This is a genomic window from Bacteroidota bacterium (genome assembly GCA_030017895.1).
GTDB lineage: Bacteria > Bacteroidota > Ignavibacteria > UBA10030 > BY39 > JASEGV01.
In genome coordinates this window covers 1-18,451 of record JASEGV010000008.1, presented here as the reverse complement: position 1 = coordinate 18,451, position 18,451 = coordinate 1, and the positions used below count along the sequence as shown (strand labels likewise).

At 39.2% G+C, this 18,451-nt stretch carries 17 protein-coding genes; 9 read left to right on the top strand and 8 right to left on the bottom strand.

Annotation, left to right across the window (positions count from 1 at the left end; all coding sequences use genetic code 11):
* Nucleotides 1-108 precede the first annotated feature (108 nt).
* The 7 genes from QME58_02750 to QME58_02720 all read right to left on the bottom strand — a co-directional run bounded on the left by QME58_02750 (nt 109) and on the right by QME58_02720 (nt 9,712).
* Entirely contained in the window at nt 109-3,426 is a 3,318-nt protein-coding gene (locus tag QME58_02750) for a phospholipase D-like domain-containing protein (protein ID MDI6802752.1), read from the bottom strand.
* A 32-nt stretch (nt 3,427-3,458) separates the two neighbouring features.
* Nucleotides 3,459-4,286 carry a hypothetical protein gene (locus QME58_02745; GenBank protein ID MDI6802751.1) on the bottom strand — a complete coding sequence of 276 codons (828 nt, stop codon included), beginning with the start codon at nt 4,284-4,286 and terminating at the stop codon, nt 3,459-3,461.
* Nucleotides 4,283-5,332 (bottom strand): type IV toxin-antitoxin system AbiEi family antitoxin, encoded by a 1,050-nt coding sequence (locus tag QME58_02740; protein ID MDI6802750.1) that lies wholly within the window; start codon nt 5,330-5,332, stop codon nt 4,283-4,285. Before QME58_02740 ends, QME58_02745 begins: the two co-directional genes overlap by 4 nt.
* Nucleotides 5,333-5,653: 321 nt before the next feature.
* Complete coding sequence (locus tag QME58_02735; protein ID MDI6802749.1) at nt 5,654-6,406, bottom strand: TaqI-like C-terminal specificity domain-containing protein; 753 nt, start codon at nt 6,404-6,406, stop codon at nt 5,654-5,656.
* 115 nt (nt 6,407-6,521) lie between these two features.
* Nucleotides 6,522-8,762 (bottom strand): hypothetical protein, encoded by a 2,241-nt coding sequence (locus QME58_02730; GenBank protein MDI6802748.1) that lies wholly within the window; start codon nt 8,760-8,762, stop codon nt 6,522-6,524.
* Nucleotides 8,763-9,242: 480 nt separating this feature from the next.
* The gene (locus QME58_02725; GenBank protein MDI6802747.1) at nt 9,243-9,476 is read right to left on the bottom strand and encodes a type II toxin-antitoxin system HicA family toxin; all 234 of its coding nucleotides are present in this window, start codon (nt 9,474-9,476) and stop codon (nt 9,243-9,245) included.
* On the bottom strand, nt 9,473-9,712 hold the full coding sequence (locus QME58_02720; GenBank protein ID MDI6802746.1) for a hypothetical protein: 240 nt from the start codon (nt 9,710-9,712) through the stop codon (nt 9,473-9,475). Before QME58_02720 ends, QME58_02725 begins: the two co-directional genes overlap by 4 nt.
* A gap of 335 nt (nt 9,713-10,047) precedes the next feature.
* On the opposite strand from QME58_02720, the gene QME58_02715 reads away from it, so the two are divergent.
* The gene (locus QME58_02715; protein MDI6802745.1) at nt 10,048-11,412 is read left to right on the top strand and encodes a TrpB-like pyridoxal phosphate-dependent enzyme; all 1,365 of its coding nucleotides are present in this window, start codon (nt 10,048-10,050) and stop codon (nt 11,410-11,412) included.
* Between the two features lie 275 nt (nt 11,413-11,687).
* Here the strand turns inward: QME58_02715 and QME58_02710 are convergent, their stop codons facing one another.
* Nucleotides 11,688-11,906 carry a hypothetical protein gene (locus QME58_02710; protein MDI6802744.1) on the bottom strand — a complete coding sequence of 73 codons (219 nt, stop codon included), beginning with the start codon at nt 11,904-11,906 and terminating at the stop codon, nt 11,688-11,690.
* A 28-nt stretch (nt 11,907-11,934) separates the two neighbouring features.
* Here QME58_02710 and QME58_02705 point away from each other — a divergent pair, with 28 nt between their 5' ends.
* The 8 genes from QME58_02705 to QME58_02670 all read left to right on the top strand — a co-directional run.
* On the top strand, nt 11,935-12,129 hold the full coding sequence (locus QME58_02705) for a hypothetical protein (GenBank protein MDI6802743.1): 195 nt from the start codon (nt 11,935-11,937) through the stop codon (nt 12,127-12,129).
* A gap of 298 nt (nt 12,130-12,427) precedes the next feature.
* Nucleotides 12,428-13,690, top strand: coding sequence for an alginate export family protein (locus tag QME58_02700; GenBank protein ID MDI6802742.1), 1,263 nt, complete (start codon nt 12,428-12,430; stop codon nt 13,688-13,690).
* 24 nt (nt 13,691-13,714) lie between these two features.
* On the top strand, nt 13,715-15,028 hold the full coding sequence (locus tag QME58_02695; GenBank protein MDI6802741.1) for an ammonia-forming cytochrome c nitrite reductase subunit c552: 1,314 nt from the start codon (nt 13,715-13,717) through the stop codon (nt 15,026-15,028).
* Nucleotides 15,025-15,471, top strand: coding sequence for a cytochrome c nitrite reductase small subunit (gene nrfH / locus QME58_02690; GenBank protein MDI6802740.1), 447 nt, complete (start codon nt 15,025-15,027; stop codon nt 15,469-15,471). Before QME58_02695 ends, nrfH begins: the two co-directional genes overlap by 4 nt.
* Before the next feature lie 6 nt (nt 15,472-15,477).
* On the top strand, nt 15,478-15,912 hold the full coding sequence (locus tag QME58_02685) for an Rrf2 family transcriptional regulator (GenBank protein ID MDI6802739.1): 435 nt from the start codon (nt 15,478-15,480) through the stop codon (nt 15,910-15,912).
* Between the two features lie 64 nt (nt 15,913-15,976).
* A complete protein-coding gene (locus tag QME58_02680; protein MDI6802738.1) occupies nt 15,977-17,152 on the top strand; it encodes a 4Fe-4S binding protein in 1,176 nt (391 codons plus the stop codon).
* 34 nt (nt 17,153-17,186) lie between these two features.
* Nucleotides 17,187-17,954, top strand: a complete 768-nt coding sequence (locus QME58_02675; protein MDI6802737.1) for a 4Fe-4S binding protein — start codon at nt 17,187-17,189, stop codon at nt 17,952-17,954.
* A gap of 27 nt (nt 17,955-17,981) precedes the next feature.
* Nucleotides 17,982-18,451: class I SAM-dependent methyltransferase (locus QME58_02670; protein MDI6802736.1), on the top strand; the 470-nt coding region annotated here is incomplete at its 3' end.

Here is an 18,451-nt window from a genome sequence, read left to right as displayed (position 1 = left end):
AAGGGAAAGATAATCGTTGCCTCATATAAAGATCTATAAGAAAAATATTCATTGCCGTTTTTGATACCAGTGTTTATTCTTGTAGGGTTGTTGTTCTTTAGCGGGTATTCAACTACACAATCCCTCACTGCAAACAATCCTCGGTATATCTTCGCTTGGATTAGAACTTTGCTCAATCAATTCAATCCTTTGTTGAACCTTATGCTGGTGATATATTCTTGTGAGAGATTTTAGTAATGGTTTTCCAATTATTCCATTTCTACGTAGAAGATTTAATTCCCTCTGTACAGCAACTGTTTGTGATTTCCTGAAGGCTTTGTCGAGAATATTTATCTGAGCTTTCGTTTCTTCATCATCGGATAGTTGGAACATTACCCGTAATTCTCTGATTACATATCTCTGAGCATGAGTGAGTGAAGATAACTGTTCACGTTCAGTAGCGCGTTGTTTCACTTCTTCATCAAAGGCTTTCTTGACTCGCATTACTGTCTTGTTGTGGTTCTTCGAAAGCGGTTTACCCGGTTCACGATCACCAGATTTAAGAAGACCAAGAATTTTGGGAATATCTCGAGAGATAATATTTCCAGTTGAATCAGTCAAGAAAAGCTGCTTATAGGAACCCGACTTACAAAATACAAAAGTACCATCCGCCTTGGAGGTTTTGGAAGCACGGACACCATCTCTTAGTTGCTCAATACGCTCAAACTCAGTAAAATTCTCTTTACGAAGTTGCCTCATAATTTCTTCAGCTTCATTCAAGTCGATTGATACTTCTCCTTCCTCCTCAAATAGATTGAGTTGATCAGTTTTCTTTTCGTAAATAGCATACATAGCTTCTTCATTTAATAGCTCCGTCTTATCGAGTATTTGTGCATCTTCACCGATAGTGTCATGGATTTCCTGAATACGATTATGTAGCGTTGCATGCAAGCCGAGCGTTCGTTCAAGCTCGGTCTCCGGCAGGAAGTTGTAACCCCATACGACTTCGCTTTCAGAACCGATACGATCAATACGGCCAAATCTTTGAATGAGCCGGACTGGATTCCAGTGTAAATCATAATTTATCATCTTATCGCAATCCTGAAGGTTAAGCCCTTCTGATAGAACATCAGTCGCAACGAGCAATCTGATTTCCATTTCACCTTTTGAGAATTTATAATCGGGATTTGCTTTGGGTGCAAATCTACCTACAACTTTCGCTTTACTTTTATCGCCGCTGTATATAACTTCAATATCTTTTTCTTTCGAACCTGGATTAAGGTTCTCAAATAAATAACGTGCAGTGTCTGCGAATTGTGTAAAGATGATGAGCTTTCCTTTCGATAAAGCGTCCTTGCGTAACCATTTTAATAACGTCTGTAGTTTTGCATCTTTTTCCGGTGTTATATCTTTTACGTGATCGAGCATTTCCTGTAGAAATCCCAGATCATGCTTAACGTCTCGTATTAGTTTATCTTTATTAAAATCCTCAATCTTATATTTCTCGCTGGCTGCCGTCAGAGCATCGTATAGATCGGCTTCTTCGTAATTGTCAGACTCATACAATATCGCCTGTGCCTCATCGCCTGCAGGGACAATACCTTTGTCCAATGATTTCAAAAAAGCTTCGTGAATCCGAATCATTCGTTTTAGCGTTTCCCTGAAAGCATAAACGCTCGATTCGAATCGTTTGAAAAGCAGGGTTCGCATTAATCCGAAAAGATTTGCACCTGCGCGATGTAGGTCAATGTAAGGTTGTTTCTTCTGTTTTTCAGACACTACATAATCCCACAAAGAGTAACGAGCATAGATTAATTCCTTTGAAGTATTAATTTTTCGTTGGCTCTTTGGTCTTCCAAGATAACCTCGCAGACGTTGATACAATCCGTTGTAAGTTTTTTCGATGCTATATTCTATAGTTTCAAGCTCACGCTTCGGGAAGAATTGATGTCTTCCGCCAACCATTACATAAGCGCGGCGTTTACCTGAGCGATATTCTTCAAAACGATTAGGATCAATTGGTTGGTGAGTTTGACTATCGAAGCCGTACCATTTAAGTATATGATTTCGTGTGCGGCGGATGAGAATATGCACCAGTAAATCTTGTAGCCGTTTTTCACCCTTTTCTATCAAACCGAAATACTTTTTTAAATCTTGAGGATCGATAGGAAGATCGGTTTTATCATCAGGATGGAAAAGCTTTATCTGATTGTAAACATCGGTTACAGCTTTGTTTCGCGGTGTGGCAGTGAGAAATACACAGCGTTTCCTGCCAGCACTGAGATAAGCTTGAAGAATTTCGTACTTTTGAGTTGTATGATGGCGGAAGTTGTGGCTTTCGTCGATTAGTATAAAATCTCTGTCACGATATTTTACATCATCGAGGAGAATATTCCTACCTTGTTCCTCCGATTCTCTAAGCATTCCCATTGACAAGACACGAGCATTAAGTTGGTAGGTTTCATTGTATCCTTCCCACATTTCTACAAGAGTCGCCGGACAAATGATGAGCGGGCGAATGTGGTCGGTTCGCTCAAAATGTTTTACGATTGCTGCACCAATAAAACTCTTACCAAGACCAACTACGTCGGACACAAAGCAACCTGAATATTCTCTGATAAGTTGAACCGCCTGTTTTACCGCTACTCGCTGGAAATCTGCAAGCTTTGTAGTAATTTCATCATCCCAAAGTATATCTGCGGCTTCACCTTCTTCAAGTCGGTCTCGCACCAATTCATAGAGTGTTTTCATGTAAATATCATACGGACGAACGGGAGCTAAAGCCCACGATGCTTTGAGTTCGTTCATAAGTGCTTCATCGAAATCTTTCGATTCATTCCACAGGTCATCAAACCATCGCGATAAATCGGTATGATTATCTTTGCCATGTACGACCACGTTTAATTCTGTGTTGTGCGAAATACCAGAGAGCGTTAGATTTGACGAGCCGACTATTGCTATACCTTTCTCATACCGACCGTCCTGCTTGTAATCGAAGATATATGCCTTAGCATGAAGCCGTCCCCGCGTAAAGACTTTGACCTTAAGTTTCTTTTGTTTAATAAGCGAGGCAACAGTTGCAACCAATTCTTCCTGCTCATCTGTTTGGTCCATAAGTGATACAGCGTCTTTGATGTTCTCTGCTGTTACATTCATATTTCTCTTCTCATCGGCGCGTTTGAGGAACTTAACATGTTTCTCAGCTTCTTCAACAAGCTCAAGCCGTTTGTATCCTTCCGAGAGCTGCTCAAGTGTTTGATAGTTTGTTGTGTTGCCAATGAGTAAGCGAATTTCACCAACCTCGTTAAGTTGTTTTCTCAGAGGTTCAAAACCGGAGAGAAAGAAATATCCCACAGCAAACTTTGCCCGCTCGCTGGACGGCAGGATACGGAGAATGTGCTCAATGAGTTTCTCGCTACGGTTATCTATAATGTCGTGTTGTGGCATTGGTTTTTTGCAATATTTATTTTACCGATTTCTCATTCTTTTGAATAAGGTTGTATTTTTAGATCATCGAGAAACTCATTAACCATCTCAAATGAACGTCTGATTATCCGAGTTCGTTCTTCTCCGGTTTCTATGCCGAGAAAATCTGCTACCGCTATGGGACCAAGCGATCCTATGGAAATAAACTTACTTCTGATTTTCGAAAGACCTTCAATAACAAGTTTATTATTGGTAAGAGGACGAAATTCGTCCGCAAGGCTAATTAATCCGGCTTGAAAATTCGTTAAGCAAAAATATATATCGTATGCATCTTTCTCTTTTAGCCTATCATAGAGAGCCATTCCTTTCATCACAAGAAAAGGTAATATTCCGCTGACTCGTAATTCTACTGTGTTTTCAGCACCGTTTGGCATTTTACCGGTTACGGTTAAACGCACTGGGTGTTCAAATGCTAAATCAGACCCGCGTGCTTTTCTTGCTTTAATATCCTGAATAGTCTGTGTTCGATGACTTTTAGCTGTTCCACCGTACTCTGCCGTTAAAAAATCTATCTCAACTTTTATCGGTTCACCTTCATCCATTTTTACCTCTCGATAAAAAATGAATGGCTGACTGTCATCCGGTTTGTAATTATGATGATCGAGTATCTTTCGAATCGTGCTATAAACATTCTCAGATATCGTATCCTTATCGAGTGCGATATCGACATCCAGACTACCGATATGTTTATTGCCGAAGTGTATGTAAGGCACCCAGCCGCCGATGAGTATCATTTTCTCTCGATACTCTCCCAATATCTGCATTAGCTCGATAAGCACACGATGGGCAGCTTCAGTTTCCCTTGAGTGATAACCCTTCATATCCCCAATTCCTTGTTCAGTTTGACTTGTTTCAAAAATTCGGCTGCTTCCTCACCCCGACCTTTATACTTTTTTAGATCGAGATAAAGTTGTATGTTCGATACAACTAAATTCTCTCCAATCTTTTGTGTTTTATAAAACACACTTTTGTCGTAAGGCACTAATAACATAATATTGGCTCCCGATGAAACGGATTTTAATTCCCATGTCTTGACTAATCGATCTATATCTTTTTCAACATAGAGGAACGCTTTTTCCATACGTACATGCGGAGCAACTTGTGCAGCACCAGAAAATAATGCTAAGGCACACTTTATATTATTGTTGGAACAATTTTCCTGTACTGACCATTCGATGGTTGCAGCATTTGAGTTAGAATAAAATTCATAGATGCGATTTCTTTTATACGAATATCTTTCGGTCCAGGCATTTAAAAGTCGCTCTGGCGCTACCAACTTTAGCAAACGGTTTTCTTCGATCAGAAATCCTTCCTCTTTAAGTTGATCTTTTATTTTAAATGCAAGTCCCAAACTTACGTTCGCCTCCTTTGCTAATTCTTGTACCTGCCAAAGTTTTGTAACATTCGAAAGGAGAACCCGACTGATTCTGCTCGACTTGGGAGAAAAAAGCGACAGCTTAAATTCGGAGGGAGACGGATTTGCATTTCCCTTGATTTCCAAATAGACAGTTCCAAAATTTAGAAAACAATTTCCCGCTAAATCGAAGCATCCCACACCGGCCTCCCGGCATAACTCTCGTCCCATATCACTGATAAAAGGTGCTGCTACTACACCATAAGGCGACCCTGTGTTATTTTGCGGAATAATTTTACGTAAGGATTCTATCGCCATACGGATACTAAGCGGTGTTCCTTTTTGCTTTATGTCCACAATAAGATAGAAAGGTTTCCCATTAACATTACCAATCACATCGAAGTCGGCTACCCTATTACCGTATTCGGGCTTATCGTTTGTACCAATGATTGTTAATCCTGAAACACGTTTCAAGATTTCCTTCATTTTCTCTTGATATTTCTGTTCATTCATAATATTTCAGATATTTTTTCACTATATACGAGTTATCATGTTTTTATGAAAACCAATATATAATGAAAAACTATGAAAATCAAGTCTATTTTCACTCTATTGGTATTTTCACTATTCCATAAAACTATTTATTAGGTGAAATATGTGATATTTTATATGTATGAGCGGTTTTGCCTGAATTTTCTTCATTTTTTACCTAATTAAGAGGATCTGCTCATAGTATCTCACTGCAAACTTCGCCCGCTCACTCGGTGGTAAAATGCGGAGTATATGTTCAACGAGTTTTTCGTTGCGGTTGTCTATGATGTCGTGTTGTGGCACTTAACCTTGTCCTTTCACTATTAAGAAATCTTCATCCGATAACCCATACGTTCGGTTTACCTTATGATCCATCTGCAATTCAAGTTCCTTAACTTTTGCTTGTTTCTTGGGGTCTGATTCGTAATCTTGATTTTCAGTCAAAGACAAGATGGTACTAACAATTTCTGTAATCTCATCTTGAATAACGCATTCAGGAATCGGAATATTGTCTATCTCATATCCGTTAACGTTACTGTTTGTGCTGAATAACTTGAAATACCAGTTTATCAACTTAGAGTTTAGCACACCTAATATGAACTCATATGAATAATCCTTACTACGCAGCAAAATATAGTTTGCAGAATTCCCTAAGAATGCTTCGCTATCAAGAATGGTCATCTTTAGTCTAGTATGTTCATTCACTCCCGTAATGCCCTGCATTACAATTCTTTTCTCTCGAAAATGCTTGGACTTAGGACCCCCGTTATCCCTTATGTATCTCTTTTGTTCAAGGTATTCAACTTCGCCTTGTTTCATTTTTTCGAGAATTCTATATCTCTGTATGGCGGCACCTTTTATCAATAGCGCATTACCAGTTTTTGAAGGACGTATATATTTTTTGTGGAATGTCAGGTTTATCTCGCCCTCATAACATCTTCCGATATCCTTCAATCGTAGCTTTGCATTATTGATGACTTTGCGTACTACTCGCATTCCATTGTCAGTCATCAAAGGTATGGAACAATTCTCGGCGTCAATTTCTTGAATGGTCACCCAATCCAGGTGGACCGTCCGGATATTTTGCTCAAATACTCGTGAATAGTGTGTTCGTACTGGAAAGCTATTTAATCGGTAGATATTTTTTATCATTACTATGCATGTTGACATCTTAGCGGCTTCGAACAAACGCTTGTTCGGATCGTCTCTTTCTGGGAATGCATCCACAAAAATTATGCATTTCTTGCTCAAAACAAATTTCCGTATGTTCATGCTTGAGGAGTCGCACATGAAGGCATAAGGTATATTGCCGTGTCTTTTCAGCTTCAGTCAATTTTCCTTTTTCAACAGCGAGGACTTTGTCTTTTGTGTTCTTAGCAAGAAGAATAAGTTTTTCTAATTCTTTTATTTCTTTTTGCAATGTTTCTTTGTCTTCTTGTTCAGCTTTTCTCAGTTCTTTGTAACCGAAAAGTCCTTTGCCATACTTCGCTTCATGCTCTGATGAGACTATATCTTGTCGAAGTTTTAAATATACTGAAGCTAAGTCGCATTGCTTTGCAAGTATTCCTAACTCTGCTTTACGCTTCTTTTGTATATCCGATTCATAGAAATAAGCGTGTTTATCATTCTGAATACTGTCAATGAGTTGCTTGAGCTTTTCGCCTCGTTCGGTCGTTTGAGAAATATTCATATTCACAGGATAGCCGAACAGTTTATCAATCAAACTGTTCCCTTGTCGTATCCGGTAGCTGAGGTTGGGCAGAGGAGGAATATCTATTCCTTGATAATCCACAACAAGAGAAAGCCACAAACGCAACTCGCAAATCCGTACGGCTTGTTCTTGAATATCCACACCGTACAGGCAGTACTCGATAATTTTGCGCTTTAACTCATAATCGTAATTTCGCTCTTGTATTTTCCCCAATCCCATAAGCAACATATCGAGTAGCTTAATAATTGCCACCATCTCATGCAGCATACCAACAACGAATGCACCTGAGCCAACTGCCGGGTCGCAGACACGACAATTGAAAATAAGGTTTTTCATTCGTTCTGCTTCGTCATGTGTGAAAGAAGATTTTAGCCAAGAGATTTCTTCTGTAGTTAATAGAGAAGCTGGATTGAGAGCGAAAAGTTTTTCAATCTTTTCCCGTATTTGCTTTTTTTCAGCGTCCATACCCAGTCCTTTACCGTCATTCCGAACGCTCTCCTGAGCGGCAGCGAAGGATTGATTCGGAATCTGAGCGGAGGTATCGGTGCTTAGACCCTGAACCAAGTTCAGGGTGACGTAAGGTGTTAGATTCTCAATGAGATATTCTTTCAATGACTGTTGGCACATGAAGTGGACGATGACACGCGGGGTGTAATAGCTTCCTGTTGCCTTACGTAAGTCAGTCGTTGGGTCTTTTTCTAATTGGAGAATCAAGTTTTCAAAAACTTTCCCAAGCATCTCAGGATCAATGGCAACCTCCATATCCATCGCTGTATCTTCACGCACTGTGAAATTATAATGCTCGAATAAGTCTTTGAAAAGTTTGCCGAATAAACCGTTACTAATTTTTAGTACATCTTCCCACGGCTCAGACTCGAATAGTCCACCGTTTAGGAACGGGATACTGCCAAGCTGTTTAAACTCGAGATCGGTATTTGCCAATTTCTTGAAAATGAGTAGAAGAACTTCGGAATAGTATGTATGCTTTTCTTGCTGAGCCTTATAACCTTTTCTATATCGCTGGTAGAGATAGCTTGTGTTACCGTCCAACCAGCCCTTTTTCTGTATAAAATATAGAAACATCAACCTGTTAAGAAGCAACTGCGAAAATTCAGCCGACTTTGCTTTGTATCTTGGATTCAGTTCTTCAATTTCTTCCCTCAAGAGGTGAAACATCTGAACAAAGGAATTAAAGAATTCTTTTGTAACAACCTCGACATCGAATGCCGTATCATGTTTTTGCTGGAGATCCAACGATGAGAGCTTATCATTATGTACATCAAGCATGGCAATTCGCTGTGCTGCTGTATGCAATCGTTCATCAGGCCCAATTACTATGCGGCGGAAGAGTTTTCTTCTCGTTTCTTCTTCATCATACTTTACATTTATGAAATGCCACGCATTTTTGTTAGCGTCGGAAAAGAGAAAAAGCGAATAAGGATGGTCTTTCAACAGGTTGTCGATAATGGGACGCTCGACTCCGAGAATAAGCTGGTCAACTTCACAATGGAAGATTTTGAAATCCTCGTGCCCTGCAAGTATTTGAAGTGTGTTTATTCTTCCGTCGAGAGAAGAAGGAAATCGTTTTAGTGATACCGTCTGTGCAGTGTACTCATAGTTGAGTAAGCTAAACAATTTTGCAGCGTCATCATGAGTTTTGAATGCGCTCAATTGTGAATGGACATCAGATTGTAATGGCATAAGCTCCGTTTTTTGTTCCAGAGCTTCGGTGTGTCTCGTAGAGCGAAGTGGCACTTCGCTCTACATTGGATCGGCTTCTTTTAGTCAGGGAATATCCACAACAAAAAAGGGTGCGACATTCATCTCACCCTTCCAGTCGGGATACGACTCCCTAAGCAAAAGATGAAACGAAGCGCACCCCTTTCGGGGCGCACCTTCGCTTCTGTGTCTTTGCTTTTTGTAATTGTCGTATTTTACTGGAAGACAGCAGCCGAAGCTACGCTAATATTTTAGTTGTTAGTTATTGGTTATTAGTTAATTATTCCTTGTAAATTTATTTATTCTTCGGCTGGTTTACGAGCTGAATCAGCAGCCGAAGTTGATCCCGGCATCCTGAGCCAAGTCGAAGGATGACGGGATCAATCCCGCTGATTCCGCATAGCGGAAGAAGCGGGGCTACGCTATTTTTAGTTAATGGTTATGGGTTGTTGGTTCTATTTTTTAATCATAAAAAGCTTTGATGAATTCGTTACGCTCGATTCCTGATTGAGTCAGGACTGTTCTTAGTGTACTGCTTTTAATCGTCCGATGATTCGGTAAAACTAACGGAGTAACTGATCCATCTTTATTTTTCCGCTCTAATATTATATGGTTTTCTTTCCGTACAATAAAGAAGCCTAACTTGCCAAAAGCTTTAAGAACATCTCGCTGTGAAGCATCAACGGGAAATTTCATAATGCTACGCTTGTCTCTGCTATGTACGCTTCGAGTGTTGGGGCATCGGTTTCTAAATGTTCAAAAAACTTTTTCTTTCCATAATGTTTAACAAAAAATCGGATAGCACCTTCGGTATCCTTAAGGGCTTCTGCATATGTATCCCCTTGTCCTACAATTGCGCCGCGAGTAAAGCCGATCGGATACCCGATGTATCCGTCCTCATGACGTTCGATGACGATTTTAATATTTTTCATAGGTTGTATCCAAGATTATCGTTTTCAACAGTAAAACTCGTTTTATATTCTAACTCTCCTTATTATAGTTAAATCTTAAAATAATATCAAATATTTGACATTCATCAATAATTTTTCTATTTTCTAAACGTGAAATCAAATTTATAAATATTAAATCTATCTTCTTGGTGGTGGACAGTGTTTTGTCCGCCCTCCTGAAGCATTTAATTTTTTAATTAACCAAGCCGTGGATGGTGGCATGCCGTTCATGGCTTTCGTGTTTTTATAACCTCGTTTACCGTGAACAGCTTCCGTCGCGGCTCATTTATTTACACACCAAAACATATGAGGTTATCATGAACACACAAAAAATCTTCAATCTTAGTCAAAATCTATTACCGCGCTATTACTACAACATAGCAGCAGATCTTAAAACCCCGTTACAGCCGCCTCTGCATCCGGGCACCTTGCAGCCGATTAAACCTTCCGACCTTCAGGCAATTTTCCCTGATGAGCTCATAAAGCAGGAAATCAGCTCTGAAAAGTTTATCGAAATTCCCGACGAGGTACTGGATGTCTACAAACTAAGCCGACCTACACCGTTGGTTAGAGCGTCGGCTTTAGAAAAAATTTTAGATACACCCGCCAAAATCTATTATAAATATGAAGGAGTGAACCCGGCTGGAAGTCATAAAACTAATACTTCAATTCCGCAGGCGTACTACAATAAAAAAGCGGGAATCAAAAAACTTGTTACTGAAACCGGCGCCGGTCAGTGGGGAAGTGCTCTGTCGTTCGCATGCAGTCATTTTGGGCTTGAGTGCGACGTGTTTATGGTAAAAGTAAGCTACTTCCAGAAACCGTACAGAAAAAGCTTTATGCAGCTTTTTGGTGCCAAAGTTTTTCCGAGTCCTTCTGAGCTTACTGCATCGGGAAGAAAAATTTTAGAAGAGAATCCAGATTCCCCCGGCTCGCTCGGTATAGCAATTAGTGAAGCGGTGGAAATAGCGGCTCAAAGAGACGATACGAATTACGGCTTAGGCAGTGTGTTAAACCACGTTTTACTACATCAAACGATAATAGGTGAAGAAGCGCAGTTGCAGTTTCAAGCGGCTGGAGATTATCCGGACGTTGTCGTCGGTTGTGTCGGCGGTGGAAGTAATTTTGCCGGAATCAGCTTTTCATTCTTGCGAGATAAATTAAACGGCAGCCAACCGAATTTGGAAGTGATAGCTGTGGAGCCGGAATCGTGTCCTTCATTAACTCGCGGAAAGTATACATACGATTTTGGTGATACAGCGGGTTTGACACCGTTAATCAAAATGTGCACACTGGGACATAAATTTATTCCTCAAAAAATACACGCCGGCGGTTTGCGTTATCACGGAATGGCGCCACTTGTATCAAAGCTTTATAAGGATGGATATATGACAGCAGTTGCACATAATCAGATAGACGTGTTTGCGGCGGCACAAATATTTGCAAAGGCAGAAGGAATAATTCCAGCTCCAGAAAGCGCCCATGCTGTTAAAGAAGTATTGGTGCAAGCCGAGAAATGTAAACAATCCGGTGAAAGAAAAACGATATTGTTTAATCTTTCAGGACACGGTTTTTTGGATTTAGGCGCGTACGATGCCTACTTAAATAACGAGTTGACTTCTAATCATTTTTCGAGTGAAGAACTTACACGCAGTTTAGCAGGAATTTCAGAAATCGCATAGTCTCACAAAAAAATATACCACTGTGCGTCTAAAAGAGAAATGCGCAGTAGTGATTTTCTCTTTTTATCCTTAGGGGCTGACTAAAATGTTCTCCCGATACATCCCGTTCTGAGCAAGTCAGAACGGGATACTCGAGAACCTGCATACCCTGTCGGTTTTCAAGTGTCCCGTTCGTTACTATTTATATTCGAACGGGATGTAACGAGAAAACAAACTTATCGGTCAGCCCCTTATTAATTTTATAAACAATTTTTCAGAAGTCTCTATAAAAAAATCTAATCTTTTTCTTTTTCCTCTTCATCCGGTGATGGATCCTGTTGACCTTTGTGTCGTTTATCCATCATGTTTTCTGATTTCACTTTTTTGAAACCGGCAGGAACTTCGAACTCACTCTTGGCTATCGACCTCTTTTCGATTTTAGTGACCATCGCTGTCATCCCGCTTATTGTCGTCTGTATCGGAAAACCGTCCACTTTCTTCATGGCTTCCGCCATCTGAGATCCTTTCATCGACATCTTGTCAATGAACTTAAAAAAATTTCAGTTAAAAGGTAGAACTACAACAAAACCAGGCACGCTGCTAAAACACCATATCCTTGTTAGAACATTCTCTCACACCTCTACAGATACTGCCACGAACATAAAATCACTTTCACTCGAAGTCGTGATTACAAAAAAAATGATAACTGTTTTGTTGAGCTGTCGCGAAAAATGTTAAAAATAAACTTAAATATCTTTATCATACTTTAAATCCTGCTCAACTAAAACGCGACCTAATTAAACTCCGGAATCGTCTGTTTTCTATTGATGAACATTCTGTTTATCTTTCTACTAGTTCTCTAACAGAACATATTCGTCAAGATATTTAAATGAGGCAATAGTGAAATGAGCGATGCTAAAAAAAATATTTACTATTGGTTTCAATTTGACAATCGCTCATACTTTTTGTATATTCAGACAAATTACTCTTATTAATATAGTCTGTTTTAATCTATCAACAATAAAAGGAAAGTGCTATGAAAATTTTAACAATAATTCTTGTAGTATTAGTAGTTATTTCTTCTTCTAAATCTCAGGAAATTAAATGGGATGGGGAACTACGGGTTCGGAGCGAACTTGATGGAAGAGATTTTAAAAATGCTACTCCTCCAAATTATTTTAGCTTATTTCGCGCACGACTTGGTGCAAATATCCAACCAATCGAAAATGTAAAAGTGTATCTTCAAATACAAGATGCACGAATCTTCGGTGAAGAAAAAGATGCAACGGGCAGTTATAATACTATAAGCAACACACGCAATCTCGATCTTCATCAGGGGTATTTGCAATTAGATAAATTTTTGTATGATGAGTTGACTTTTAAATTAGGTCGGCAGCGTTTGTCATACGGAAGTGAGCGAATGATGGGTGCTGTTATGTGGAATAACATCGGGCGGATTTATGACGGTGGGTTGCTTCGTTACGAAATTCCCGAACACCGTTTCGATTTGATTGTGATGAATACTGCCGAAACAAATATCGCTCCTTCTGCTGCCACCCCGGTAGATGTAAAGTTTGTAAGAGATGCCGGACAATTATTCAGCGGACTTTATTATTCTTCAAAATACTTCACTGGTCATCAGGTTGATTTGTTTACAGTTCATCAACTTGATAGAAACGTATCTGTATCCGGTTTTAACGATTTATCACGTTTCACGAGTGGGATATATGCAAAAGGTTCTATCACTAATGAATTATTTTATGAAGGCGACCTCGCAATTCAAAACGGTTGGAAAAAAGGGAAAGATATATCGGCTTATCTGTTCGCTCTAACTGCGGGTTATAATTTTACTGATATGCCAATTTCTTCTGCAGCTATTTCATTCGAAAGATTATCTGGCACACCGGCGGGCGATGCAAAGTACAAAACTTTCGAACCACCTTACGCAACCGGACATAAATTCTACGGCTTCATGGATTACTTCACAAACATACCAAAGCATACCGACGAGCGGGGGCTGCAAGATATCTATGCCCGATTTATATTCCATCCTTATGAATCGGTAACTGCTAACATCACCTTACATAATTTTACATTGGCAGAAAAATTAAATCCACCTACAGTGGATGAAACAGAATTAGGTCAAGAGCTTGATATAGTTTTTACGTGGAAGTACAACAAATACGTAGGTTTCGAATGGGGTGGTGGGTTATTTACGCCCGGCAAAATTATGCGTTCAAAGTTTGATGGTAACGATGTAGCACTTTGGGGATATTTAACAACTTCATTTTCATTTTAATAATTTTAATGAGAGAGATAAAATATGGAAATTAAAAAAAGATATTTTGCAATATTGGCTGTGAGCATAATTCTCACAATTGCTGTAGTCGGTTTATTGATAAATATATTTGAGCATAAACAAGAAGGACGGATTACTTACTTACAACTCAAAGAAATTCCTGAAGGTGAACCAGACCCGGCAGTTTGGAGAGATAATTTCCCACGAGAATACGACTCATACATAAAAACAATGAGCACAAGTGAGTTGGAAGATTACAGTAAATATGGTCGTTATGGTGGTTCGGAATCATTTCAAAAATTAGATAAACATCCTGATTATATGCGACTTTTTGCCGGTTACCCATTTGGTATCGATTACAAAGAAGAGCGAGGACACATGAATGCTCTACAGGACATGCTCGCTTCGCAACGATTGGGAGATAAGAAACCGGGAACGTGTATGAGCTGTAAGAGTCCGCAAGTACCGAAGTTAATTGATTCGATTGGGGCGGAAGCTTTTTATAAAATACCTGTAAAAGATTTGGCAGAGAAGCACGGATTCAAACATTCCGTTTCGTGTGCCGATTGCCACGATGCTAATACGATGGATTTAAAAATTACCCGCATCGCATTTAAGGAAGCGATGGAGCGTCGGGGAATCGATTTGTCGAAAGCTGACCGTCAGCAGATGCGAACTTATGTATGCGCTCAGTGCCACGTTGAATATTACTTTAAAGGACCGGGTAAATATTTAACATTCCCTTGGGATAAAGGATTAAACATCGACAGTATCGATTCATATTATTCCGAGGTTGCTTTCACCGATTGGAATCATGCTGAAACTAATTCTCCGATGATAAAAATTCAGCATCCGGAATTTGAGTTTTGGTCGACTGGTTTACATGCAAGGTCGAACGTTGCTTGTGCCGATTGCCACATGCCCTACAAACGCGAAGGTGCAATAAAGATCACAGACCATTGGATAAGAACTCCGTTGGAAAATATTTCCAACACTTGCTTGAATTGCCACCGTCAAAGTGAAACAGAGATGAAAAGCCGTGTGTTGGAGATACAGGACAAAACATATCAATCGATGCAGAAGTCAGAAAAAGCAATTCTCGCTGCGATGGATGTTTTAAAGATGGCTATACAATCAGGTGTGAGCGATAAGGAATTAGAAGAAGCGCGACTGTTGCATCGGAAAGCTCAGATGCGTTGGGATTTCATCAGCGCTGAAAATAGTATGGGTTTCCACAGCCCGCAGGAGTCAGCCCGAATTTTAGCTGATGCACGCGACTTTGCACGTCAGGCAGAATTATCGGCATTTAAAACTTTAACAAAAGTTACCCGTAAATGAGTAATCTGAAAAAATATTTTCTACCTTTGATGTTTACTGCTATCGGAATATTTTTAGGCGTCGGTATTTATACTTTTATCTATGCAAAAGGTTATTCGTATATGTCGGACGATCCGAAATCATGCGTCAATTGTCACGTTATGCGGGAAAATTATTCTTCATGGAACTCAGCAAGTCATAGAGATATCGCATGCAATGGATGCCATACTCCTGATAACATCATAAGGAAATATTTAGTAAAAGCAGAAAACGGTTTTAATCATTCGTGGGCATTTACATTCGGTCCACCGGAAGTGATACAAATTAAATCCAGAAGCACTAATGTAGTAGAAGATAATTGTATCCGTTGTCATAAAGAAACGTTATCGGCAGTTTTTGTACAAACACATAAAAACAGACAAAGGTGTTTTACCTGCCATCAAAGTGTAGGACATAGTTTTTAAGAATAAATGAGTTTAATATTTAGTCGACAAAGTGAGTATGCCATTCAGGCGTTAATTTATTTAGCGAAAAAAACCTCTGGGCAATGGACTTCTATAAAAGAGATTGCAGAGCAACTGAACATACCCCAACACTTTCTTGGGAAAATTATGCAATCGTTATCAATGAAAAGGATGTTGAATTCACAAAAAGGTCTTTTCGGTGGATTCGAGTTGGCAAAATCTTCCGAAGAAATTTTCCTTTTCGATATCGTTGAAGCTATAGATGGAGATGGGTATAGAACAAGTTGCGTCCTCGGTTTCCCGAATTGTTCAGGCAATTCTCCGTGTCCGGTTCACGACGATTGGAAAGAGTTGAGAGATAATATCGTTGAAATGATAAAAAAGAAAAATTTGTTGGAACTTGCAAATGAAATAACGAAACCAGGTTATAAGTCGCTTTAAAATTTTTTATGTGTAAATAAGATAAAATTATCTGATTTGTTAAACGAAAACTATCTATAAATATATGTCGTACAAAGAAAACATTATTGAGAAAGAATCATTCTTACAAAGCGAAAGGGGAATCAAAAAAATACCAGCTGAACTGAGAAAGCCCAAGCTGAATTTCGACCTCGAACCAAATATTTTTAAACGATTTACTTGGCGGTTAAAGGAAGATTCTCAATTTTTCAGAAACGTTGTGCAAATTACTTTCGCTCTCTTGGTAATCTGGATTGGCTTCGAGTTTTATTTGTTTATAAAATGGGGGGAATCTGGTGGCTCATTTCCATACTTTGGCCGCCCTCCGGGTGTGGAAGGATTTCTGCCAATTAGCGCACTAATTAGTTTGAAGTACTGGTTTCAAACTGGTATCATTAACGAAATCCATCCGGCGGGTTTGATAATATTTGTAGCGGTCGTCGCAACCGGGTTACTGTTCAAAAAAAGTTTTTGCAGTTGGCTTTGCCCAGTCGGCTATATCAGCGAAGGATTATGGATGCTCGGGAAAAAAGTATTTGGTAAGAATATTTCGATAAATAAATTCCTCGATTATCCATTACGTTCATTGAAGTATTTATTACTCGCTTTTTTTGTGTGGGCTATTTTTTGGACGATGGATACAGAAGCTTTAAAAGCTTTTATTTTTAGCCCTTATAACAAAGTTGCCGATATCAAGATGTACTACTTTTTTGCAAACATTTCTCAATTTGCACTTTGGACAATCATAATATTAGCTCTCCTCTCGGTTGTAATCAAAAATTTCTGGTGCCGCTATCTATGTCCTTACGGTGGTTTGTTAGGTGTTTTAAGTTGGTTAAGTCCTATAAAAATTAAGCGCGTTGAATCTAACTGTGTTAACTGCGACTTATGTACGAAAGCTTGCCCTAATAGCATTAAAGTTCATAAAGTAAAAACTGTGTGGAGCGATGAATGCACAAGCTGTCTTGAGTGTGTACAAGCTTGCCCGGTAAAAAATACTCTTGAACTAAAAACTCATTTTGTTAATAAGCGGGTTTCAAATTGGGTATTTGCATCACTGATTATCGGAATATTTATAGGAATAACAGGGCTTGCTATGTTAACGGGAAATTGGCAGAATAAAATTTCCAAAGAAGAGTATCTTAAAAGATTTAAGGAATTAGATAGTCCGCTGTACCAACACAATGGCGGACAGGTTCCAGACTATGGACCAAATGATTAAATTCAATCTACCAACAACTAACTGCAAATTAAATATGATAAAAAGAAAAATTATAAAAATAGATGAATCGCTATGCGACGGTTGCGCACTTTGTATCCCCTCTTGTCCCGAAGGGGCACTTCAAATAATAGACGGTAAAGCAAAGCTTGTAGAAGAAAGTTTCTGCGATGGACTCGGCGCTTGCCTCGGCGATTGTCCACAAAATGCTTTAACCGTTCTAGAAGAGTATGTTGAAGAATATGACGAACCAAGTGTGATTGAACATATCAGAAAACACGCTCCCGATAAACTGCAAACGCACATCCAACATTTAGCCAATCACAAGCACGAATTAGTATCGACAAATTTGGAGGTTGTGGGAGGCGGCTGCCCCTCATCGCGTATGATTCAGTGGGAACAACCAGCTGTGCAAAAGCTAAAAACAAATTTTGATTCACAGCTTCGTCAGTGGCCTGTTCAGTTACATTTGGTTCCACCAACAGCGCCTTATTTCCGCAACGCCGATTTTGTGCTCGTAGCCGATTGTGTCCCGTTCGCTTATTCAAATTTCCACTCCGATTTTATGACAGGAAATTCGATAGCGATAGCTTGTCCAAAATTAGACGACACGTCTCCCTATGTTCAGAAATTAGCGCACATATTCAAGAATTCTAATCTGCGGAGTGTGAAAGTTGTTGTAATGGAAGTACCGTGTTGTTCGGGGTTAGCTGCACTTGCAAACGAAGCTGCCCGTATGGCAGGAATGGATACACCGATAGAAATCGTTACAGTAGGAATACAAGGAAATTTAATAGCAAAGTGAATTCTGTAAAAATAAAATATATTCGGTATGGATTCTGATGAGATTAAAAATTTTTATGATGAGTTAGCTGATGACTATGACTTGATGACCCAGTTTGAGAAGCGGTTTGAGAAGGAAGAACCGGCTTTCAAAATGCTCGTAGAGCGTTATCAGTTAAAAAAAGTTCTTGATGCAGGCTGTGGGACAGGATTTCATTCAATATTATTGGCAAAACTTGGTTGTGATGTTACTTCAGTAGACGTTTCACCAAAAATGTTAAAAATATTAACTGAGAATGCTAAAATTTATACAGTCTATCTTAAGACGGTCCTATCCAGTTATCATAATCTGACGAAAAATGTTGATTCTAATTTCGATGCCGTCTTTTGTTTGGGTAATTCATTGCCTCACTTGTTAACACATCAAAATATTGATATTGCTTTAAAAAACTTTTATCTTATACTGGCTCATCGTGGAAGTGAGTGGGTAAAAATGATAGATAGAAACAGCGTAACATA

Excerpts from the sequence above, each read along its gene's own strand:
- QME58_02730 (MDI6802748.1), bottom strand. The coding sequence starts at position 8,762 with ATGCCATTACAATCTGATGTCCATTCACAATTGAGCGCATTCAAAACT.
- QME58_02705 (MDI6802743.1), top strand. The coding sequence starts at position 11,935 with ATGAACTTAAAAAAATTTCAGTTAAAAGGTAGAACTACAACAAAACCA.
- QME58_02715 (MDI6802745.1), top strand. The coding sequence starts at position 10,048 with ATGAACACACAAAAAATCTTCAATCTTAGTCAAAATCTATTACCGCGC.
- QME58_02710 (MDI6802744.1), bottom strand. The coding sequence starts at position 11,906 with ATGGCGGAAGCCATGAAGAAAGTGGACGGTTTTCCGATACAGACGACA.
- QME58_02720 (MDI6802746.1), bottom strand. The coding sequence starts at position 9,712 with ATGAAAAATATTAAAATCGTCATCGAACGTCATGAGGACGGATACATC.
- QME58_02725 (MDI6802747.1), bottom strand. The coding sequence starts at position 9,476 with ATGAAATTTCCCGTTGATGCTTCACAGCGAGATGTTCTTAAAGCTTTT.
- nrfH (MDI6802740.1), top strand. The coding sequence starts at position 15,025 with ATGAGTAATCTGAAAAAATATTTTCTACCTTTGATGTTTACTGCTATC.
- QME58_02685 (MDI6802739.1), top strand. The coding sequence starts at position 15,478 with ATGAGTTTAATATTTAGTCGACAAAGTGAGTATGCCATTCAGGCGTTA.
- QME58_02700 (MDI6802742.1), top strand. The coding sequence starts at position 12,428 with ATGAAAATTTTAACAATAATTCTTGTAGTATTAGTAGTTATTTCTTCT.
- QME58_02675 (MDI6802737.1), top strand. The coding sequence starts at position 17,187 with ATGATAAAAAGAAAAATTATAAAAATAGATGAATCGCTATGCGACGGT.
- QME58_02740 (MDI6802750.1), bottom strand. The coding sequence starts at position 5,332 with ATGAATGAACAGAAATATCAAGAGAAAATGAAGGAAATCTTGAAACGT.
- QME58_02680 (MDI6802738.1), top strand. The coding sequence starts at position 15,977 with ATGTCGTACAAAGAAAACATTATTGAGAAAGAATCATTCTTACAAAGC.
- QME58_02750 (MDI6802752.1), bottom strand. The coding sequence starts at position 3,426 with ATGCCACAACACGACATTATAGATAACCGTAGCGAGAAACTCATTGAG.
- QME58_02695 (MDI6802741.1), top strand. The coding sequence starts at position 13,715 with ATGGAAATTAAAAAAAGATATTTTGCAATATTGGCTGTGAGCATAATT.
- QME58_02745 (MDI6802751.1), bottom strand. The coding sequence starts at position 4,286 with ATGAAGGGTTATCACTCAAGGGAAACTGAAGCTGCCCATCGTGTGCTT.